Origin of the sequence: Lysinibacillus sp. NPDC047702 (assembly GCF_050272555.1) — a bacterium.
Taxonomy (GTDB): domain Bacteria; phylum Bacillota; class Bacilli; order Bacillales_A; family Planococcaceae; genus Lysinibacillus.
The window spans coordinates 11961-34655 of record NZ_JBNNMG010000039.1; the positions used below are offsets into that span (position 1 = coordinate 11961).

Sequence of the window (22695 nt, forward strand, 5' to 3'; positions counted from 1 at the left end):
CGGAATAACGAAATAGTCTTTTCGGTAAAAGCTATGATAGTGTAAATCTAGCATATATGACGGAAAGGGGGAGCATTGCGTGAAAAAGTGCGGATTGTCACTAATCCTGTTTTTCCTAGTCGCCATAATGTTGTATCCAATGACAGCAATTGCTAATGCCTTTGAAAAAGATAAGGTTGAAGTTGATATTTGTATTATCGGGAGTGATAATCATTTTGTCTATAAAATTCCTAAACGTTTACATAAAGATAAGCCTTATGTTGAGATGAGGAATAAAATTGAATCCTCGTTAGCAAGTCATTGGAAGGTAGAGGATGCTCGTTATGAAGCGATCCAATCAGATGTTGCGTATACTTTCTTCATTAAGGATTTATTTCAAGAAAAGCAAAGCGGACAAATGAAAGTATCGATTCCATATAGCATCCTAGTAGGAATGTTTGGTGAAGATGAAGCTATTCAATTACGTATTTTAGCTAGTAAATTAACGAATTGGAAAGTCAATGCAAATGAATGGGCAGCATTCGGCTTCGTAGCACCTCTCACGCTTTTAAGCGACCAGGAATATGTCTATGAGGGAGCTGTCTACGAGCTTTTACAGCAGCGGGTAGGTCATTTTGATGGCACCGTCATGAAAGGTCAATTGGTGCTGAATAGTGTTATCTATTTTAGCTTTACTTTAGTGCAATTAATGACTTGTATAGTAATGTCAAGACGCTTGAAAAAGAGAATCGTTAATGATCCAGAAAATATGCATCAGTTCCGAAAGTTAAACTATCTGTATCAAATAGTTCCGTTAATGGTAATCACTGCACAAATTGTTTTTCTAATTATGTCTGGGCTGTTGACTGCATTTGGTCTTTATTTTAATCCAGGCATTGATTTATTATTTATTGTTGGACCAGTTTTATTGAATATTATTTTGCTACCTACGTTTTTCGTCACGACAGAGAGTGAAATTTCTAAAGAATTAAACAATAATTCCTTTGATTCAGGTATGTGATAGTACGATTTATTTTGAAGGTGTTTTTTCCTTTTGCTCATTAGATGTTATAATGGTCAACAGCAAACATGAAGGAGCTGTTGAGAAACGATGACGCATCCAGAAACTGCGTACTTACATTTATTACAACATATATTAGAGAATGGCATTAAAAAGGAAGATCGTACAGGTACAGGAACATATAGTGTATTTGGCTATCAAATGCGATTTGACCTTAGTAAAGGCTTCCCGATTTTAACGACAAAACGTATCCCGTTTAAACTTGTAGCCAGTGAACTCCTTTGGTTTATTAAAGGTGATACTAATATTCGATATTTGTTACAGAATAATAATCATATTTGGGACGAATGGGCCTTTAAAAAGTGGATTGAATCTGACGACTATTTAGGTCCTGATATGACCGATTTTGGTAGACGTTGTTTAATAGATGAATCGTTTAACGCGATTTATCAAAAAGAGCTAGCATCATTTTGCGAGCGTGTATTATCAGACAATGAATTTGCACGTAAATATGGAGAACTAGGGAATGTTTATGGCAAGCAATGGCGCAATTGGACAACATCGACAGGGGAGAGCCTTGATCAATTGCAGGATGTAATCCATCAAATTAAACATAATCCTGATTCAAGACGAATCATTGTCAATGCATGGAATCCAGAAGATGTGATTGACGCTGGAGCAAAAGGCAGTAAAGCGGCATTACCTCCATGTCATGTGATGTTCCAATTTTATGTTGCAGATGGTAAGCTGAGCTGTCAATTGATGCAAAGAAGTCTGGATACGCTATTAGGCTGTCCATTTAATATTGCTTCCTACGCATTATTGACACATTTAATTGCTCATGAGTGTGGATTAGAAGTTGGCGAGTTTATTCATAGCATTGGGGATGCTCATATATATATAAATCACGTGGAGCAGGTAAAAGAACAGCTTTCTCGTGAACCAAAGGACCTACCAACCTTGAAAATTAATCCGAATAAAACGTCAATTTTTGATATGGAGCTTGAAGATTTAACAATTGAGGGCTATGATCCACATCCAGCAATTAAAGCACCCATCGCCGTTTAACTGTAGCAGCAGCCGATTTGGTTGCTGTTTTTTTAACTGAAATTTCCGGAAAATAGTAATGCCATTAGTAGAAAAAGTTGACAAAAGTTTTGGAAGAGAATTTTCCATTATATTGAATATGGCAATTATAGGATATATACTAATAATAGTTAGGAATGTTGAGTACTCTTTAGGACTCAAATAAAAATGTAGAGGTGAATAGTGTGAGGAGATTAATGATGTTTCAAATAGATGGAAGAGGAGAAAAACCATGTAGAAAGAAGTTGCCTATCCATTCGCCTCAACCAGAAATAAATGCTATTCGACAACATGAGCAATCCTATATCTCTACAAAATTAACACAGGAGCAAATTAAAAAAATGATGCGGGTGATTGATGAAATTCGTCTTAGAAGACATGAGGATATATTATAAATGTAAGCGCCTTCTAAGTTATAATTGCCTAGGAGGTGTTTTAGATGAACGTGATATTTGTAGAAACGTTTACAGGTACAGAGCTTTTACATATTGTGTCACAGGATGTGGCTGGCATATTAGCAGCAGCACAAGGGGAGAGTGTAACATTCCCATTAGGTCACTTTAAGTATGATTTTCATAACTTAGATTTTTATGAGGACAATGGAGAAATCCGGCAAGAGCTAGTTATTTACGTAAAGAAAATTTAAAGTTGAATTTCAATTTGTAGCCCAATTCACTTGAACCTTTACATGCGGTAAATGTCTTACTCTATTTTTAGGTTAAATTTTATCTTCATTCAGCAGTAGACTCCCACCTCTGCAGGTGGTGAGATGAATAAGGTATTGGTTTCTTTTCAGTGGGTGTCCTAACACCTACTGAATGAAGATAATGCCTCCGGCGGATGTCACGGATTTTCAAAGGGATGAATTGTGTGGGCACAATTCAAAATCCGGACGCAATTACGCCAAGGCGAAATTGATTTCGTGTTTACACGAGTGAAAAGAATAATAAGCATTCAAATGGAAAAAATAAAGGCAGGTGTATATAAAGCAGTTTACTTGCTTTTATCTACACCTGTAACTATAATAGTTACAACAGGTGGTGATACATATGGTGAACAGTCGATTTTCGGTAGCGATCCATATACTTTCGCTCATTGCAACTACATCTGATAAAAGTCAGTTAACATCTGATTTTATGGCAGGGAGTGTCAATACAAACCCAGTTGTGGTAAGACGCATGATAGGTACTCTCAAAAAAGCAGGATTGCTGTCATCACAAACAGGCATCGCTGGTTATGAGCTATTAGTAGAGCCAAAAGATTTAACATTATTAGCTATCTACCAGGCAATTGATGGACCAGAGCAGCTTTTTGCGATTCATGATGAGCCAAATCCAGCCTGTTTGGTGGGTCGAAAAATCCAACATACATTGGAGGGTGTTTATACATCTATTTGGCATGCAATGGAAGAACAGTTACAAGCACAAACTTTACAGGATGTGCTAGATCAACTTCGTCTATAAACGAAGTCGATCTTTTGTACCCTACCTGTAACTTAATTGGTTACAACTATAAACTAGGAGGAACACATAATGAAGATTGGTGTAATTGGAGCAACAGGGAAAGCAGGACAAAGAATAGTAGAGGAAGCATTGCAACGTGGTCATGATGTAACAGCCATCGTACGCTCTGCATCGAAAGTGGTAAATAATATTTCTATTATGGAGAAAGATGTATTTGCCTTAACGCAAGAGGATGTAAAAGGCTTTGATGTTGTTATTAATGCGTTTGGCGCTCCATTTGGTCAGGAAGAATTACATGTAAAAGCAGGTCGTCATTTAATTGATATTCTGACTGGCATAGATACAACATTATTTGTTGTCGGTGGAGCAGGCAGCTTGTATGTAGACCCAGAAAAAACGGTGCGCGTAATGGATACACAAGACTTTCCTGAAATGTTTTATGCAACAGCTAAAAACCAAGGTGAAAATCTATATGATTTACAACAATCATCAATTACTTGGACTTTTTTAAGTCCATCTGCATTCTTTGATCCAGAAGGTCCAAGAACAGGAAGCTACAAAGCGGGTGCTGATCACTTATTGGTGAACTCTGCTGGTGAAAGCTATGTGAGCTATGCGGACTATGCGATAGCTGTAGTAGATGAAATTGAAAATCCAACACATAAAAATAGTCGTTTTACTGTCGCTTCAGATAAATAATAAAAGAAAGCTTGGATTTATCGGTAAGGTTGGGCAGTTGATCACTTGCTTCTTTTATTATTACACTCACATTTTAATATGGAATAATGGACCGAGCGTACAGAATGCGCTCGGTTTTTAGCGAATAATTTACTTTTTTAAAGGATTTTTTTATTTTACTGAAAAATGACTGTTTACAATCCGCCATTAATTAGCTACTATCAAGTGTGAGTATTGCATAAAAGGAGACGACAATGATGTCAACACAACGTATAGAAAAAGATTTTTTAGGTGAACGCGTATTACCAGCAAATGCTTATTATGGGATTCAAACGCTACGTGCGACTGAAAATTTTCCTATTACAGGCTACACAATTCACTCTGCTTTAATTAAAGCAATGGGAATTGTTAAAAAAGCTGCGGCATTGGGCAATATGGAAGTACACCTACTATCAAAAGAAATTGGTGAGGCAATTGTCGAAGCAGCACAAGAAGTGATTGATGGAAACTGGGATGCAGAATTTATTGTAGACCCAATCCAGGGCGGTGCGGGTACATCGATCAACATGAATGCCAATGAAGTAATTGCAAACCGTGCCCTAGAAATTTTAGGGAAAGAAAAAGGGGACTATCAATCAATCAGTCCGAATAGCCATGTGAATATGTCTCAATCAACTAATGATGCTTTCCCAACAGCTATTCATATCGCTGTTTTAAATTTAATAGATGAATTACTGCTAACAATGGATAATATGCAAGCGGTATTCCACCAAAAAGCAGAGCAATTTGCACATGTGATTAAGATGGGACGTACACATTTACAAGACGCAGTGCCAATTCGATTAGGACAAGAATTTGAAGCTTATTGCCGCGTTATCAACCGTGATATTGTGCGCATCCGTCAAACTCGCCCTAATCTATATGATGTGAATATGGGTGCAACAGCAGTTGGTACAGGTTTAAATGCATTCCCTGATTACATTAAGTCTGTTGATGAGCATCTTGCTGAAATTTCAGGATTACCGTTAAAAGGTGCAACACATTTAGTAGACGCTACACAAAATACGGATGCTTATACTGAAGTATCTGGCGCATTAAAAATCTGTATGATCAACATATCTAAAATCGCGAATGATCTTCGCTTAATGGCTTCTGGTCCACGTGCTGGCTTAGGAGAAATTATCCTACCTGCTCGCCAACCAGGATCTTCGATTATGCCAGGTAAGGTAAATCCAGTGATGCCAGAAGTTTTAAATCAAGTTGCCTTCCAAGTAATCGGTAATGATCATACAATTTCTCTTGCATCTGAAGCAGGGCAATTAGAATTAAACGTGATGGAGCCTGTATTAGTATTTAACTTAATTCAATCCATCAGCATTATGAATAATGTATTCCGTGCATTTACTGAAAACTGCTTAAAAGATATTGAAGCAAATGAAGAACGTATGAAAGAATATGTGGAGAAAAGTGTTGGTGTCCTAACAGCTGTAAATCCACATATCGGTTATGAAGTGGCTGCTCGTCTTGCACGTGAAGCAATCCTTTCAGGTCGTTCAATTCGTGAACTATGTTTAGAAGCAGGGGTACTAACAACTGAACAATTGGACTTAATTTTAGATCCATATGAAATGACACATCCTGGTATTGCAGGGTCAAGTATTATGAAATTGAAATAATAGATTATGAAAGCACTTTGCCAAGCGTAAAGTGCTTTTAATATGACTTAAATCTTACAATAGTGGGGCTTTTTTCTGTGAATCGAAGGAAAATTCAACTATAATAACTACATTGGAATATTATTATAGTTGGGGGAAATTAGTATGAGTTTACGAAAAAGAAGTATAATTGGTTTTTCTGCTTTAAATGTTCTAATGATTATTATATTAGTCATAGACCTAGCAAATCTTACATCATTGGATTGGTTATCCACATTATTAACAATACTAGGAATTGCAATGACACTTTCCTATATTGTCTATGTACAGTATAAAATTATTAAGCCCATCAACCAATTAGCAGCATCTGCTCAGGCAATTGCTGAGGGAAATTTGCATACTGCTCCTATTGAAGTGAATTCCAATGATGAAATTTCAGCGTTAACAAAAGCATTCATAGAGATGAAAGAACAATTACAAATTATCACTCAAAAAATTGCCAATAGCTCTTCAGACTTATCTGCAAGTATAGAGGAGCTATCTGCCAGTACAAATGAAATTACGATGGCTGTTGATGAAGTCGATTCTCAAATGGAAAAAACATCAGATGGTCTTAAACATGCGGCTCAATCAGCCAGTGAAAGTGCGGTGGCTATGCAAGAAACAGCTGATGGCATCGAACGAATTACTGTAGCAACGCAAGATGTTTTCGATCATGCGAAGGAAGCAAATGATGTTGCAGGGAACGGTGCAGAAATTTTACATGTGGCTAAAAATCAGATGCAATTTATCTCGAATTCAACTGAAAAAACAAGTCAGTTAATGCAACAGTTAACAAATAAAATGATGGATATCAAATCTATGATTGATATGATTACAACTATTACAGATCAAACGAATTTACTAGCATTAAATGCAGCGATTGAAGCAGCACGGGCTGGAGAACATGGTCAGGGCTTTGCAGTGGTAGCAGAGGAAGTTCGTAAATTAGCAGAGCAATCCAAACATTCAGCGCATCAAATTGTTGAACTAGTTGTTGGAATTGAAAATGATACAGCACAGGTTGCGTCATCAGTTGAAGAGGATTTAAAAAATGTTCAGCAGGGTGTCTATGTCATTGATGAAGCAACAAAGTCATTTGGTACGATTTCTCAGCATGTAAGTAAAATGACGAGTCAGCTGGAGGATATTTCTGCTACGGCTGAGGAGCTTTCAGGCAGTGCTGTTGAGGTGACAAAATCTGTTATGACAATTGCAACTGGAATGGATAAGTTATCACAATATACAGAAGTTGTTCTACAATCGGTGGATGAGCAAAGCGCCTCCATGCAAGCAGTCAATACAGTATCACAAGATTTATGTGTGCAAGCAGAAAATTTACAGAAGCTTACACAGCGATTTCAAGCTTAATCACATAATATAAGAAACTAAGGAAATGTGAATTTTGAGATTCTGCTATAAAGAATAACGAATGAAGTTTATAGCGTTTTTATAATGATAAATAGAATGGTCCATTACCTTTAACACATTTATGATTATGAAAAGCCCGTATTTATGCGAGAACACTAAAAAAGTCGATTTGTCACAAAAAATGTGATGCAAATCGACTTTTTTAGTTTTAAAGTGCCCTCCATTTATGAGAGGCTTTTTTGTTGTGCAAAAGAAATAGGGGTGAAAAATGGAAAGATCCTTTGTGAAGAGTGTAAAGAATTGTGCTGTTGATTTGTTCAAATCACAGAAAATAAAAATGAGAATTAACAAAGAGATTCAAGTACATGAATTTTTTATAATCTCAGTAAGGATCTATGTTTCGGCAAAATCTGAAATTCGTTACGTTTTATCAGGACTATTTCATAAATATCAATTTGAAGGTAACCAAGGTTCACAGGGATTCTCTACTTTAAATGGAGAGTCTAGCAACTTGACAAGGTCTGTTTTAGATTACTAGTTAAATATAGAAAGCAACTCTTGATAAAATAACTCCCAATGCAGAATCTCCCAAAGAAATAATTTCAGCAAAATAGTATAATAAAACAATATATTGTATCATGGAAGCTTTAAAAGGAGGATATTTGATGCAATACGAAGAAAAAAAAGTGATTGATTTTATTCACCAAGTAGTTTTGAAGGCAGGTGAGAAAATTGATAAGGTTGAAGACCAAGGGAGCATTCAAACATTAACTGTTGTGAAACAATCTGCACGTATTTACAAAAAAGTTTCTCAAATAAAAGTGACAAAGCAGCCATCTTATGAAATAGACATACCACAAGAGCTTATGAAATACAAATTTTCTCCGAAAGCTAAACGTCAGCTGGATGAACCATTTGAAACGATTCATAATTGGCTTCAGGCGGGATGGGTTATTCGTGAAATTTGTTACCATGTAGACGGCATAAGCGTCAAAGATGATGTTTATCGAATGGGACCAAACTATATCTACGCACTTGAACAATGTAAAAATAAAGAACAGCAGCAATATGAGTTACAACTAGAGCAGTTATGGAGACAAGCAGAAGTTTTGCAAATGACTAAACAGTTTCGATCTGCACTATCAATCGAATTACTGCCTAGCCAGTGGAGTCGTGTAAAACAATTTAAGTTTATGCAGTTTTGTATCGCATTTTATCAACTTACACAGCAAAAGGACTTATTTGATTTTAAAGAGATTGGTGCGACATATGAGGATCGAATCGGTGGTTCAAAAATGTTTGACCAGGAACGAGAGGAGTTTTTGGCGCACCTTGCACAATTGGGTATTGATGCACCGTCATATGGACTTGTTAGTTCTGGAAAAATTGTGCCGATTTATTTTGCTGGGCATGCACAATCAGAAATTGCTACCTATCAACTGGGAGCAGTGCATGCAACGACAGATAATGCAATATTACAGACAACATATACAACTGCTAGCACAACGCTATGGCTTGTAGAAAATCGAGCTATTTTAACACGAATGGCGACAGAAAGTGCATTTTTACGAGAGAGTCAATCATTTGTGCTTTGCTTGGATGGGCAAATTCGTTCTGCTCATAAGCAGTTTATCAAACAGCTTCTTAATAGTTCGATTCAGCAAGTATTGATTTGGACGGATTATGATGGGGCTGGGTTAACGATTGCCAAAAATGCAATTAATCTTCTTACTTGTTCATATAAAATTATTGGACGAAATTCGCAAATATTTACGGATATTGTGTCTTATGAGCAATGGCTTCAGCATGAAAACCTACATGAGCAGGAGCAGCAATTGGGGGGAGTGAAAGAATGGAAAATGTGGATATAAATGCATCAATTTCGATATTCCATAGTGATTATTTTTCCGCTGAATTTATGAAATCAATGCGAGATTTAGCGTCACTGTCATCAGTGTTGAAGGATTTAAGCACAGAAAAGATGTATGATTCACCAATGGAAATTATTCGCTTTTTAAATATTATACAATTATTGAACGAGGCATCATTAGGCATTGGTGACTCTATCGACAATGAAGATACCCTTTATTACCGGTATCGCCATACATATGGAGATGATTTGGAGCCACCAACAATTCAATACATTCAGCGTGTGCTGCATATTTTAGAGCGCAATAATTGGGTTGTAAGGCAGACACGACAAATTAAGTTAATGGACCGCGGCAAGCGTATGATGGATGGCTTAATTCGTATGGGTAACGATGCACTTGCTTATTATTTACAAGATGATATTGGACGTTCATTATTCCAAGCGAGGCGAGATGCAGAGATTAGTGCAGCGTATGATGATAAAGGAATTTCAGGTGGCAATAAGATTGCGTCGATGATCTATAATGTAGATCAAGCAATCGAGCAATTAGAAAAAAGGCAGCTTGAATTTTTGGCTGACCGAAATGCATTACCGCAGTTAGAAAAAATAAATCAATTGATGCTGGAACTAGAAGAGAAAATGACGGAGCGCTTAGCACAATTCCAAACTGTAGAGGAAAGCCTAGTGATGAGTAATTTGATGCATCGTGGGACGGCAGCTATTACAAAGGGCACAACATTAAGTTTAAGTATACTAACAAAATATGTGCGTTTCGTTAATATGCAATTAACGCCAACGGAAGAGGCTATTTCCCCTGAAAAGGTACGAAATTTTATTTTGTCAATGTATAATCCACCGCTACATGCTAATATTCCGACAGCACATGATATATTTAGCTTTATGGAGCAAAATCAGTATGAGGGGGAAACATTCGATGGCTTATGGATGCCGATAAAATTTGCTGCGCCAATTGGGGGGCAGGATATTCAAGATGCTGTGCATTATTTAGAAAATTACGAGCCAAAGCGTGAGGGCGATATTGTCGAGCTAGACGATCCAGCCTATAGTGACGTTGAAGTGGTAGGCAACTCGATTGAGGAAATGTTTGAGATAGCAGCATGGCAAATGACGAAGGCGCAAATTGATACGACGCAAATTGATAATTATTTAGACAAACATGGAGAGAGTGAAATCGAGGAATTGATTGTACAATCTAGCTCGAATAAATGGCATGATGCAATCTTATCAATGCTCGCCGTTTCTGCATTGACGAGTAGTAAAAAAATAGACAGAACACCTAAAACTGAAACGAAAAATTTTGAGAAAGAATGGGAATGGGTTGACGATGACGACAAACGATATACCGTACATAAACTCTCTAGCGATGATTGATCATCTTAAGGGTTATTTAACGACAGAGGAAGAATTGACCTTTATGCAACTGCTATTTTCCTCATCTGCCTCCATTAAAGGAGCGAATTATGGATTACGTCGAAAAGAGTTAGAAAAATTATTAGGCATTAAAAATGATGACAGTGCTTTTCAATCCTTTATAGACCGGATAAATGGGGCTTTAAATCGCTATTTCAAAATTGTTTATGATGAGCGTCGTGATCGCATTGTTGTTATGATGCGCATCACAGCGAATAACGCAAAATCTACATTGAGTAGCGAGGCATTGGCGATTTTACTGTATATGTTTTACCAGCAAGAAGTGTTAGGGCATGCATTTACATTATTGCATCAAATTTTAGTCGATTTTGGGCATGAATCATTAAATGCAAATCGAAAAATGAAGAGCAATATTGATCAATTGAAAAAGGTAGGCGCTGTCGAAGATTATGAAGCATCTTCAGAAGAGGCATACCAGTTAACAACAATTGGTGTACATCTATTTTCTGAATCATTTTTACGTCGCACAGTGGAATTTGCGCAGGAGACAAAGCTAAATAAAGAAGAAGTGATGAAATTTTTTAATCGCTATAATTTACATGTTGAGGAGGAGGATTAATGATTCCTTACGTGTTAAAAATACAAGGTGTACGTGATTACTCGCCGACACGGATTGTGCTTGGTGAAAGCGATGAACACATATTAATAACAGGACCGAATGGTGTTGGAAAATCGACATTAACATTTTGTATCGGTGCTATCTTGTATTCTGCAAAAGTAGATGTAGAGGGTTTGCGTTCAAGTAATTTACAGACGAATGAAGCATGGAACGCAAAATTGTCTTTACTGTTTAAAAATGAAGGAGCGACACGCATCGATGCACCTCCGTTTATTGCGTTTGAACTCATTGTGCATCAAGCTGTCAAAAATGGTGCTTTACAAAAAGAATACCGAATAGTAACAGGAGAAACTGAGGATACGTTAACCAACTGTATCACCTATACTTCTGGACAAACTGTAGGGCGCAATTTTAGTGCTTATAAGGAAGATTTACAAATTAAATATAAAATTGACCCAGATTTATATCATCTCATTTGGTATCAACAAGAAGTCAATCAATTTGCTGCGATGAACCCAGAGGAACGATTTCGACAATTTAGCAATATGTTTAATATTGCAGAGATGCAAAAAGATTGGGAGGTAGCTTTAGAAAATGTGAAGGAAGTGGAGCGGGAAATTCAGCATTTGATGTCTATTGTGAAAACAGCTAAATATAATTTAACGATAGCAGAAAATGAGCTTACTGCTTTTTTAAACAATAAAAAACGACTTATTGATTATGGTCGTCAGCATTATTCTTATACGAGTGTACTACTACAAAAATATATAAATGAATGGGAGGTTTCACAGGCCAACCGTCAGCAATTGCAGGAAGAGCATGAAAATATGCTGATAGAGCAGCAAACGAGCATTCAAGAACAACATATGGTGCAAAAAAATTTAGAGCAGCTGCGAGAAGAAGTAGTAAAAATAGAAGAGTTGCTTACATGGAAGAAAAATCAATTCAAAGAATTACAGGAGCAGGAAAAAAGCTTACAAAATGACTATCATCAGCTAGGGAATCAATTAGAGACGGTTTCTGATAAGGCAAAGCAATTACGTTTTGATGAAAAAACAACATTTGAAATGCGTGACGCAACAAAACAATTGCTCTACCAATTAGAAGAAGAGCGAAATAAGCTAAAGACGCAGGAACAGCAATTAAAAGAAAACGACAAAAGAGTGAGAGATGAAAAAGCACGCGTAACTGTGCATTTTGAGAATTTACAGCAGGATATTGTAGACGCACGTAAAGCGGTGCATTTATATAAGAACAGCAACTATATTACAGGTCAATTAGATGCAGCAAACAAAAAGCAGCATCAGTTATTAGAACAAAACCAATTGTTAACGTCAGAAATAAATACACTTCAAAAAACAATCCAACAGCTTCAGCAAAATCGAGTAAGGTCTGAACGCCAGCAACAAGGCTTAAATCATTTACAGAAGCTGGGCATTGAAGCGTATACATTACGCGATTTAATTGAATTGATGCCTGGTGTGCCTTTAAAGCTAGAAGAAAAAATAGAAACTATTAAATATGCTATATTTTACAATGCTTCAAGCTATCAACCATTGAATGATGTATATTATGTATCGTTAAAGCAGCTCATTCCAAATCGTATCGTTGTCAATATCCCTCATTTAGGCTTGCAGATGCGTAATGAACTAGCAGAGTCTCTACAAAACTATGCCAATAAAGCATTATGGTGGATTGAGCAATTTTTCACTTCAATGCCACAAATTGAGTCAGGGGTACTTGTTGATAAGCGCGGTCGTAGAGGAGCACAAGAACCATTGCAATTTATTTTAAGTGATGTAGCGATTCAGCAAACATTGCAGGAGCAACTGGGTAGGCTAGAAGCACTACAACAACGACAAATACAAGTAAATAGGCAATACGATGATACAATAGAGCAAATCAATCAATTACATGGCTATTTGCGAATAATTAGGCAAGCAGAAAGTATATTGCTAAAAGAGAATGAGCTACATGCTTTTAAAAGTCAAATAAACGATTTTGTAAAGCAATTATTGGATATTGATGACGAGCAAAATAGCGTTGAAGCGCATCTAGAGAATATAAGAAAGAATATCGCAGGGAATTTATATGAACTCAATGAATTGGAGAAGGCCTGTCTCGTCTATGAAGAGTTAGGAGCAGTAGCAGAACAACAAATTGAGTTGCAGCAATTAGCTACAGCTTTGCGAGAATTGCAGCAATCGATACGCAAGCTTAAAGTAGAGCTCAGTCAGTTAACAACAGAATTTGAAGAGAAAAACAGTATTATACGTCAGCAAAACTTAAACTTACAAAGTAAGAGAATGGAAGCTGAATTAATTCGTGGTGATTTAACCGCTTATCAATTGAAAATGAAAGAAACAAACGAAAAGATGGAGCAATTAGATGCTGATAAAACAAGTTTGATGATTAAAATAAACGAATTAGAGCATATTTTACCAGGCGAATCGTGTGTAGTGGATGAAACGATTTCAATGAATTGGTCTAAAACAAAATTAATTAGTGATAATGAGAAAGCTGTAGCAGCGTTCGAAGCAGCACGTTCGGAAAAAGTGAATATATATGCTGAAACAAATTATGAAAAAATGAAAGAAGATTATGAGCGTAAAAATGCAGATCTAGCAAGTGCAGAAATACTTCTTGAAACAAACGCGATTCGTGCGACAGAGCTAGAGGATAAGCTAGAAACCACGATTAATATGTATTTAACAAAAATCAATTTGCTGTTCCAAAAATATATGGACATCTTTCATTTTGAGGGACTTATTGACAAGGAGAGAATTGAAGAGAAATCAGGACGCATAAAATATTTACTTTATGTTAAAGCGCGAAAAATCGGTCATCAGGGCACGATGGAGGATGTGAGCTTAAAAGCACGCAATGGCAAAGTGGGTAAAGGTGTTTCTGGTGGAGAAGAATCTTTAAGTTCGCTGCTTTTTGCCCTTGCATTATTACAAAATTTATCAATTGCACCTAGCTATATAGTACTTGATGAATTTGACAGCGCATTAGATGATGAACGAAAGGACAAAGTATTTCATTTATACGCCAAAGAGCTAAATCGAAAGCTAATCATTCTATCTCCAAAAGCACATGACAAATCCTACTATGATCATTTTTCTAAGGTATTTGTTATTGAGCATAATTCCTCTATTCCGCAAAGCAGGATTGTTGGGTTTCAGAAGGTGAAATAGAGAAGGAAAATTGGGCATAGAAAGGGAATTTGAGCTTATTAAAGAAACTTGTGAAAAAAGGCTGATATTGCCTCAATGAAGAACGGTGATGAACTTTGCATAATTTTCGGGTAATACCTTAATATGATTTAATGATATGATTAAATATTCTCTTGAAAACTAACAATAATTGACTTCTAAATTACTCTCCTTTACAATTGATTTTAATAATCTAATAGGAAACTCAATTCCTATACAACTGAATAGCGTGTAATAATAGGTGTAAATTGCGTGCAATTTGCTGAAAAGGGAAGTCGGTGCAATTCCGACACTGTCCCGCAACTGTAAATGTGAGCGACTTTTCAAATACCACTGTTTTCAACGGGAAGGGGAAAAGAAGCGATGACCATGAGTCAGGATACCTGCCTATTATGAGTACACACCATAACCCTACGAGGAATAGGAGGTGGCATGTTGACAAAACAGAATGCTCTGTTTGTCACAGTACGTCAAACGCCCAAATTAAATAAAGGTATGTGGATAAATTCCCATACATTTAGATTTGGGTACTGTTTGACCTTTTGTGATGAACGATAACAATAAATTGAAGGATTTCCTCGAATTGAAGGAAATCCTTTTTTTACTGATAACTTCCGTTTTGAAAATATGTACGAAAAGAGGATGCACATATGACGAATATTCATGTATGGCCAGCACAGGAAATGCACTTTGAGGATATGAAAATTTGTAAGCAACCACGCACTGAAGTTGCCAAGCAAGCAAAGACAAGAATGGTTGTGGAATCTCTTATTGATCAATTACTTGCAACCAGTCTTATAAGTAATCAGCGACTATTTGAACAAATTTTATATAACAAGGATATTATTTGGATTCAAAATGAAGAATATAATGGACATCTTTTCGCAAAGGCAGAGATAACAGAAAACCTGAAAACGAAAACAAATAGCTTTAAGATGTATATGCCCACGAATCCAATTGTGTATGAGGTAGATGGTGAACTTTATCATTTGATTACACGTATCGATTCAACCCGTGCCAAACCAAATCTAGAACGCCTTTCTATAGAGCCTAAGCCTATATTAAGTGCTGCTCGTGTCAATGATTTATTGTGCTCGATTGTTATGCGCTTTTATGAAACTTATTTGGACGATTTATCACGAATCGCTCAGGATAACAAACTTATTAGTTTTGTAGAGCGTGAGTATAGGCATTTTTTACAGGCTGTGAAGGAACTAAATGATTATCATTTAAACTGGCATCCGCGTGGTAATGGTCATGAGCTGTTGCTGCAATTAATTGATAATTTGCAACTTTTGAAAAGTCGGCCAGGCAAAGTGTTGACAAATTTTTCTGATTCACATAGCTATGCTGTTGTAGAACCTTCTTATAGTCTTTTTAAAGAAACAAGGCAAACTGTACGAGCTTTATAGGAAAAAGGAGCTACTTAAATCCAAGAGGAAACGGCTCAAGTTCAGGAGCAAACCGCTCCGGCCCACCCAAGAACAGCTCGGGTTCAAGCGAAAACTGCTCCGGTTCACCCAAGAATAGCTCATGTTCAAGAGGGATCCGCTCAGGTCAACCCAAATATAGCTCGGGTTCAAGAGCAAACTGCTCCGATCAGTCAAAGAACAGCTCGGGTTCAAGCAAAAACTGCTCTGGTCAGCTCAAGAAAAGCTCGGATACAAGAGCAATACGCTCCGACCAGCCAAAGAACAGCTAGGGTCCAAGTGCAAACCGCTCATATTAGTCAATATCTTCTCAATGAAGAAACAATTAATAGAATCTCAGTACAGAAACAGGACATGGTATCAATTCCACATGTCCTGTTTCTACTATTCTAAATTATTTGATACAATGCATTGCTGCTTGTGCCTCATGCCATGGAACGGAATAGCCTTTCCCCTTTGCACAAAAAATGCTGGCGGAAGTATATTCAGGGTCGGCATTTTTATCGTAGCCGACTTGCATAATTATTTCTTCAGCATTATGACACACATCGTAGCCATCAAATTGCAGAGAAAGCACACCCTTACCATTGGTGTAGGCAGCAAAGATCGTACTATAGCTCATAAATGTCGCGACAGGGGCACGACCAGTAATAATGACAGCATCTTCAGAAATAATTGGTGGGTCAAATGTACCGGATGCTTGCTGAATATCTGTCATCATGCGACCGATAAAATCGGTAGATGCTTTTAACTTAAAGCGGTAGTAGGGCTCCAGAAGGACAGACTCTGCTTGCTCGAGCCCTTGCCGTAATGCCCGGAATGTAGCCTCGCGAAAATCGCCGCCCTCGGTATGCTTAATATGTGCACGCCCCGTTAAAAGCGTGAAACGAATATCGGTCACAGGAAAGCCTGTTAGTAATCCATGATGTTCGCGCTCGAATAGATGTTTTTCAATTAGTCGTTGATGCCCAACGGATAAATCGTCCGTATGACATGCATTAACAAATGTATTACCAGTACCGCGTGAACTTGGCTCCATTAATAAATGCACTTCCGCATAGTGCTTTAAAGGTTCAAAATGACCATAGCCTGTAACAGTTGATGCAATTGTTTCCATATATAATATCTGTGGCTCTCCGAATGAAATGGCAAGTGAAAAACGCTTGTTGAGCACTTCGATAAGAACCTCAAGCTGGATAAGACCCATAATATGTACTTGAATCTCTTGAAATTTTTCATGCCATATTACACGTAATGACGGCTCTTCCGCTTCAAGGATACGAAAGATTTTTAGGACTTCCTTGATATGCTGGTCACCCTCGTATTGTACTTTGGCCTGCAGGGTTGGCACTAACTCATAGGGCTGTGGGTTACTGGAGCTTCCAAGGATTGCACCAATATTTGCTAAACTAAGCCCTTTCACAGCGAAAATTTCTCCAGCTGTAACTTCTTGTACGGTATCAAAACGATGTCCGTTATATAACCGTATCTCCGTCACTTTTTCGGTTACATCGCCAAATGAAAATTCATCTCGAATATGCAGGGTTCCCTGTAATGCTTTGATAAAAGTTAAGCGTTGATGGCCATCATGTCGAATTTTAAAGACTTCACCTTGAAATGATGCAGCAGCATCGAAATGTGTTTCAGTAAGCAGTGGAAGCTGTGCTAGGAGTTCCTGTATCCCCATATCTTTTAATGCAGAGCCAGTAAAGCATAAAAAGGCCTTTTCCTGTTTAATCATCACTTGGAGGTGGGCAAGACAGCGAGCACTATCTAATGTTTCATTAAGAAAAGCATCCAAAAGATTGTCATCACGTTCAGCTAGCCATTCCATTATGTTAGAAGGAATATAATCCGAATGGAACATTTCATTTACTAGTAGTACATCCTCAGAGCAATCTTTTTGAAGCTGTGCCATAACATGATTCACCACTGCACCTTCACGATCAATTTTATTGATAAAAAAGAAGGTTGGAATGTGATACTGACGTAATAGGTGCCAAACTGTTTCAGTATGCCCCTGTAGCCCCTCAACTGCACTAATCACAATGATGGCATAATCCATAACACGAATCGCACGCTCCATCTCAGGGGAGAAATCGACGTGTCCAGGTGTATCGATTAATGTATATGTGTCGTTGCCAATTGTCATACGACCTTGCTCCGCAAAAATAGTGATGCCGCGTTGTCGCTCTAGCTCATGATTATCTAGGAATGTATTCTGATGATCTACCCGCCCGCGAGCCTGAATACTTTTGGTATGAAATAATAATTGCTCTGAGAATGTTGTTTTTCCTGCATCCACATGAGCAAGGATCCCAATAGTTTTGTACATAAATTAATCCTCGTTTCTATAAATCCGTCTATTTTATTGTAACAGAATTTTAATAAATTCAAGGTAAATAGTTTTAGAATATGTCATAATAGTGTTCCAAATCTAATGATTGCGAAAATAATTTAATGTAAAATAGTTCTCGTTTATGTATGAATATTTCTGTAATAATAAATATATTTAGTAAATGGATTATTTTGTGAGATTGCGAACGGAAATTACTTTTGCTAGTCTATCAATAATATTTATAACAATACATAATACCTTTATATTGGTGCAAATGGCCTTTGTCATTTGCTTAAAAGGGAAATCGGTGAGAATCCGATGCTGTCCCGCAACTGTAAATGGGGAGTCTATACAATATGCCACTGTAATCACACTATGGGAAGGCGTACAGATGATGAACCTAAGCCAGGATACCTGCCAATAATATTCTTTACTTCAACCACGAGGATGGGGATAGTGAATCAGGTCAAAAGCCGTCTTTTCACTATGCGTACCTCTTGGAAACAAGGGGATTTTTTTATGCCCTTTTTCAATTTGTTATACAGTTCATCACGAATCATGGTAGCAAAGAAGTCTACTGATTTCTTACTATATATAACATCAAAGGAGATAAAGACATGAAGAAATGGAACAGCATGTGGCTTGTCTTTGCACTGGCATTGATGGCTATTTTAGGTGCATGCAGCGCGAAGGAAGATAATGAATCAGCAGCACAAGGGGAAAAGGTTGAACCATCACAAGCGGCAACGACAGAAGTAACGATTGACAATAATGGGACAACGCAAGTTTATAAAGAAGCTCCCAAAAAAGCGATTAGCTTAAACCAACATGTAACAGAAATTATGCTAGCTTTAGGCTTAGAAGATTCAATGGTTGGCACAGCCTATTTAGATGATAAAATTTATGAGCCTTTACAAGCTGCTTACGACAAGGTACCTGTATTAGCTGACCAATATCCTACAAAGGAGCAGGTAATTGATGCAGAGGCAGATTTTTTATATGGGGGATGGAAAAGTGCCTTTGGTGAAAAAGGTGTCGGCACTCCAGAAGAGCTTGAGGCATTAGGGATTCACACATATCTACATACAGCATCCAATATGACAAAGCCAACTTTAGAGGATATTTTCATAGATATTCGTAATATCGCAAAAATATTCCGTGTCGAAGATCGTGGAGAAGCTTTAATCGATCAAATGACGAAGGATGTAGAGGCTATTCGGGCGAAATTACCCCAGGATGGCAAAGAGCTGCCTGTTTTAGTTTTTGACAGCGGTGATAAGGATGTCTTTACAGCAGCGCAAAACTTTATGAATGAGTTGGTAACGATTGCTGGAGGCAAAAACGTTTTTGGTGATGTCGAATCTGGGTGGACAACCGTTTCAAAGGAAGAGGCAGTTGCGCGTAATCCAGAGGTGATTGTTGTTATTGATTATGGAGAGACATCTGCTGAAGAAAAAATTAATTTCTTAAAGAATGACCCAGCATTAAAAGAAACAGAAGCCGTGAAAAATGAACATTTTGTTATTTTACCACTATCTGCAGCATCTGAAGGAGTTCGTGCCGCAGAAGCCATTCAAATTTTGGCAAAAGGCTTTTATCCAGATAACTTTTAAAATTTGAGCTAGCATTTTGCTAGCTCCTTTTTCATAAGGAGACATTATACATGAATGCATTTAATATGAACATACCAGAGAAAACCTTTGAAAAGCTAAATCAGCAGGGAGATTTTACTCGACTTGCAGTAAGCCCTGGAATTATTAATAAGCATTATACGCCAACACAATTTCAAATAATTGCAGAGGTCGTTGGGGAGACTGGTGCTATTAAATATTCTGCATCCTACAGTATTTTATTATCAATTCCAACTGTTGATGTGGCGGAGTCCATTAACGAATTACGAAAAGCTGGCCTGTACGTGGCAAAGCAGGGTCCCATCGTTGCCATGAAGGCATGTGATTTCTGTGATGGTGATAAAATGGAGGCCGCCCCTATAACAGAGCAATTATATTCTTCATTAGAAGGGATGACAGTTCCTGCAAGATTACGTTTAAATGTCAATGGCTGTGCATCAGCTTGCTATAATGCTGTCTATGATGATATCGGTCTAGTTTATCAAAAGGATAGCTTTGATGTTTATTTGGGGGCGGTACCGATGGGGGCAAATGCTCAAGCAGGAACATTGTTTGCTAAACGAATCCCAGTTAATCGTATTGAAAGCTATCTCCATGCGATTATTCTACTCTACAAGGAACATGCTCGACCAAATGAACCTTTTTATAAATTTTATCGTAGAACAAAAACGACTGACTATTGGGACAAGCACTTGAATTCTGAAAACTAGTTATCGTTATATATTCCGGTCCTTTGATACTAACCACCTTATCGTAAAATACTTCTTCACATATAAAAGATTAATGAGCTTAAAAATATTTCTCTTTTAAGCAGGGAAAATCCTTAGTGTATCGAAATAAAGTACTATGTAAGAATTTCAACAAGAAGGAGCGAATAATAGTGAGGCATGGGATTCAACCAGAAGATTTATATCGATTAAAATCAGTATCAGATCCACAAGTATCACCAGACGGAACAGAAGTTGTTTATGTAGAAACTTATATTGATGAAAAGAAGAAAGATTATGTATCTAATTTATTTTATATAAATTTCAATGAAAAAAATCCTCAACAATGGACATTCGGTGATGATAAAACGAATTCACCTGTATGGTCTACTGACGGAAGTAAAATTGCGTTTGTCTCAACGAGAACTGGTAAGCCACAAATTTTTGTGCTTGCTAAAGCAGGTGGAGAGGCCAAACAAATTACAAATTGTAAAAACGGTGCGACATCACCTGTATGGTCTCCGTGTGGTAAGAAAATTGCCTTCTCTGTAAAGCTTGGTAAAAATGAAGACATCTTTGATAAAGTCGAAGGTGAAAAGAAAGAGGAAAATGAACTCAAACCACTTGAAATAAACAACATGAAGCATAAATCAGATGCAGCCGGATTTCTGGATATGGAGCAATATACTCACATTGCCATCGTTCATCTTGAATCAGGAGAGTTGGAACAAGTGACTAAAGGAAACCATCATTTCCATCTGGATACATGGTCACCAAACGGAAAATATCTGGCTTATATGGCTGATTTAACAGAGGATGTAGACTTTTCATTCAATAGCGATATTTACTTATTGGATGTAGAAATGAAACAAACACGCAAGCTAACAGAAGGAACAGGGATGTTCTACCAAACTTCATGGTCTCCGAACAGCCGCTTCATCGCTTTTCTTGGAGGTGAGAGAGAATTTGAAAACGCAACACAAGCAAAGCTATGGATGTATGATTTAGAACAGACTAATTTAACCAGTGTAACTAGTGATTTTGACGCCCCTATTGGTGATTGTGTAGTCGGAGATTTTCTACAAGGTGTCATGGCTCCACGTGTCCAATGGATGGAGGATAATCACAGCTTTTACTTCCAAGTATCAGATCACGGAAATACAGCCATTTATTTTGGAAATACTGCTGGTGAAATATATCCAGCAATTCATGACGATCAGTATGTCTATGGTTTTTCACTTGATTCACAAAATGATAAAGCAGTCGTTGCCATCAGCACGACAACAAATCCTGGTGATTTATTTTACGTTAATTTACAAACTGGTGAAAAGGAACAGCTCACTAAAGTTAATGAAGAGTTTTTAAAGTCGAGAAAATTATCTGTTCCAGAAGCCATTGAATATGAAGGGGCAGATGGCTGGAAGGTAAACGGCTGGATAATGAAGCCCGTCGGATATGAGGAAGGGGAAAAATATCCACTTATACTTGAAATCCATGGCGGTCCGCACGCAATGTATGCCAACACCTATTTTAACGAATTCCAAATTCTTGCTGCACAAGGTTTTGCGGTACTGTATACGAATCCTCGCGGAAGCCATGGATATGGTCAAAAATTTGTGGATGCTGTCCGTGGTGATTATGGTGGCAATGATTATAATGATTTAATGGCCGCTGTTGATTACGCATTGGAGCATTATGATTACATTGATCAAAACCGACTCGGTGTTACAGGCGGAAGTTATGGGGGCTTTATGACAAACTGGATTGTTGGTCATACGAACCGTTTTAAAGCGGCCGTTACGCAACGTTCCATCTCCAACTGGACTAGCTTTTATGGTGTAAGTGATATTGGCTATTACTTTACAGACTGGCAAATCCAAGCGGGACTAGAAGATATTGAAAAGCTATGGCATCATTCACCGCTGAAATATGTGGAAAATGTGCAGACGCCACTGTTAATTTTACACAGTGAAAAAGACTATCGCTGCCCAATAGAACAGGCAGAACAATTGTTTATCGCCTTAAAGCATCGTAAAAAAGACACAAAATTTATTCGCTTCCCAGAATCTAACCATGAACTTTCAAGGAGCGGAAAACCAACGTTAAGAATAAAGAGATTAGAATATATTAGAGATTGGTTTGTCAAATACCTATAAGAATCATAGAGGGTGGTGGCTTAAGGGCTAAAAAAGCTTCTTAGG

The 22695-nt window shown here is 37.5% G+C and carries 17 protein-coding genes and 2 riboswitches; of the genes, 16 read left to right on the plus strand and 1 reads right to left on the minus strand.

The features are described 5' to 3' along the window. Positions 1-79 precede the first annotated feature (79 nt). From ACQKIM_RS17355 to ACQKIM_RS17415, 13 genes are all read left to right on the plus strand, one after another. Positions 80-1000: a hypothetical protein gene (locus tag ACQKIM_RS17355; protein ID WP_427546136.1), complete on the plus strand. Its 921-nt coding sequence runs from the start codon at positions 80-82 to the stop codon at positions 998-1000. Positions 1001-1090: 90 nt separating this feature from the next. Beyond that, complete coding sequence (locus ACQKIM_RS17360; RefSeq protein ID WP_427546138.1) at positions 1091-2068, plus strand: thymidylate synthase; 978 nt, start codon at positions 1091-1093, stop codon at positions 2066-2068. 218 nt (positions 2069-2286) lie between these two features. Next, a complete protein-coding gene (locus ACQKIM_RS17365; protein WP_427546140.1) occupies positions 2287-2481 on the plus strand; it encodes a hypothetical protein in 195 nt (64 codons plus the stop codon). Between the two features lie 44 nt (positions 2482-2525). After that, positions 2526-2732 carry a thymidylate synthase gene (locus ACQKIM_RS17370; RefSeq protein WP_427546142.1) on the plus strand — a complete coding sequence of 69 codons (207 nt, stop codon included), beginning with the start codon at positions 2526-2528 and terminating at the stop codon, positions 2730-2732. A gap of 403 nt (positions 2733-3135) precedes the next feature. After that, a complete protein-coding gene (locus ACQKIM_RS17375; protein WP_427546144.1) occupies positions 3136-3549 on the plus strand; it encodes an Rrf2 family transcriptional regulator in 414 nt (137 codons plus the stop codon). A gap of 69 nt (positions 3550-3618) precedes the next feature. Continuing rightward, positions 3619-4248 carry an NAD(P)-dependent oxidoreductase gene (locus ACQKIM_RS17380; RefSeq protein ID WP_427546146.1) on the plus strand — a complete coding sequence of 210 codons (630 nt, stop codon included), beginning with the start codon at positions 3619-3621 and terminating at the stop codon, positions 4246-4248. A gap of 233 nt (positions 4249-4481) precedes the next feature. Further along, a complete protein-coding gene (gene aspA / locus ACQKIM_RS17385; RefSeq protein WP_427546148.1) occupies positions 4482-5903 on the plus strand; it encodes an aspartate ammonia-lyase in 1422 nt (473 codons plus the stop codon). Positions 5904-6047: 144 nt separating this feature from the next. Beyond that, on the plus strand, positions 6048-7292 hold the full coding sequence (locus ACQKIM_RS17390) for a methyl-accepting chemotaxis protein (protein ID WP_427546150.1): 1245 nt from the start codon (positions 6048-6050) through the stop codon (positions 7290-7292). Positions 7293-7957: 665 nt separating this feature from the next. Further along, a complete protein-coding gene (locus tag ACQKIM_RS17395) occupies positions 7958-9163 on the plus strand; it encodes a DUF2399 domain-containing protein (RefSeq protein ID WP_427546152.1) in 1206 nt (401 codons plus the stop codon). Beyond that, complete coding sequence (locus ACQKIM_RS17400; RefSeq protein ID WP_427546154.1) at positions 9145-10554, plus strand: hypothetical protein; 1410 nt, start codon at positions 9145-9147, stop codon at positions 10552-10554. Before ACQKIM_RS17395 ends, ACQKIM_RS17400 begins: the two co-directional genes overlap by 19 nt. Continuing rightward, on the plus strand, positions 10508-11173 hold the full coding sequence (locus ACQKIM_RS17405) for a hypothetical protein (protein ID WP_427546156.1): 666 nt from the start codon (positions 10508-10510) through the stop codon (positions 11171-11173). The genes ACQKIM_RS17400 and ACQKIM_RS17405 overlap by 47 nt, the downstream gene beginning before the upstream one ends. Next, entirely contained in the window at positions 11173-14370 is a 3198-nt protein-coding gene (locus ACQKIM_RS17410; protein WP_427546158.1) for a hypothetical protein, read from the plus strand. Before ACQKIM_RS17405 ends, ACQKIM_RS17410 begins: the two co-directional genes overlap by 1 nt. 240 nt (positions 14371-14610) lie before the next feature. Continuing rightward, a riboswitch (cobalamin riboswitch) is annotated at positions 14611-14793 on the plus strand. A 245-nt stretch (positions 14794-15038) separates the two neighbouring features. After that, positions 15039-15800, plus strand: a complete 762-nt coding sequence (locus ACQKIM_RS17415) for a hypothetical protein (RefSeq protein WP_427546160.1) — start codon at positions 15039-15041, stop codon at positions 15798-15800. A gap of 412 nt (positions 15801-16212) precedes the next feature. On the opposite strand, the gene ACQKIM_RS17420 is transcribed toward ACQKIM_RS17415, so the two are convergent. After that, positions 16213-18153 (minus strand): GTP-binding protein, encoded by a 1941-nt coding sequence (locus tag ACQKIM_RS17420; RefSeq protein ID WP_427546162.1) that lies wholly within the window; start codon positions 18151-18153, stop codon positions 16213-16215. A 252-nt stretch (positions 18154-18405) separates the two neighbouring features. Beyond that, positions 18406-18592, plus strand: a riboswitch (cobalamin riboswitch). A gap of 181 nt (positions 18593-18773) precedes the next feature. On the opposite strand from ACQKIM_RS17420, the gene ACQKIM_RS17425 reads away from it, so the two are divergent. The 3 genes from ACQKIM_RS17425 (at position 18774) to ACQKIM_RS17435 (ending at position 22650) form a co-directional block, all read left to right on the plus strand. Further along, complete coding sequence (locus tag ACQKIM_RS17425; RefSeq protein WP_427546164.1) at positions 18774-19769, plus strand: ABC transporter substrate-binding protein; 996 nt, start codon at positions 18774-18776, stop codon at positions 19767-19769. Between the two features lie 50 nt (positions 19770-19819). Then, the gene (locus ACQKIM_RS17430) at positions 19820-20497 is read left to right on the plus strand and encodes a precorrin-3B methylase (protein ID WP_427546166.1); all 678 of its coding nucleotides are present in this window, start codon (positions 19820-19822) and stop codon (positions 20495-20497) included. A gap of 164 nt (positions 20498-20661) precedes the next feature. After that, positions 20662-22650, plus strand: coding sequence for a S9 family peptidase (locus ACQKIM_RS17435; RefSeq protein ID WP_427546199.1), 1989 nt, complete (start codon positions 20662-20664; stop codon positions 22648-22650). Positions 22651-22695 lie beyond the last annotated feature (45 nt).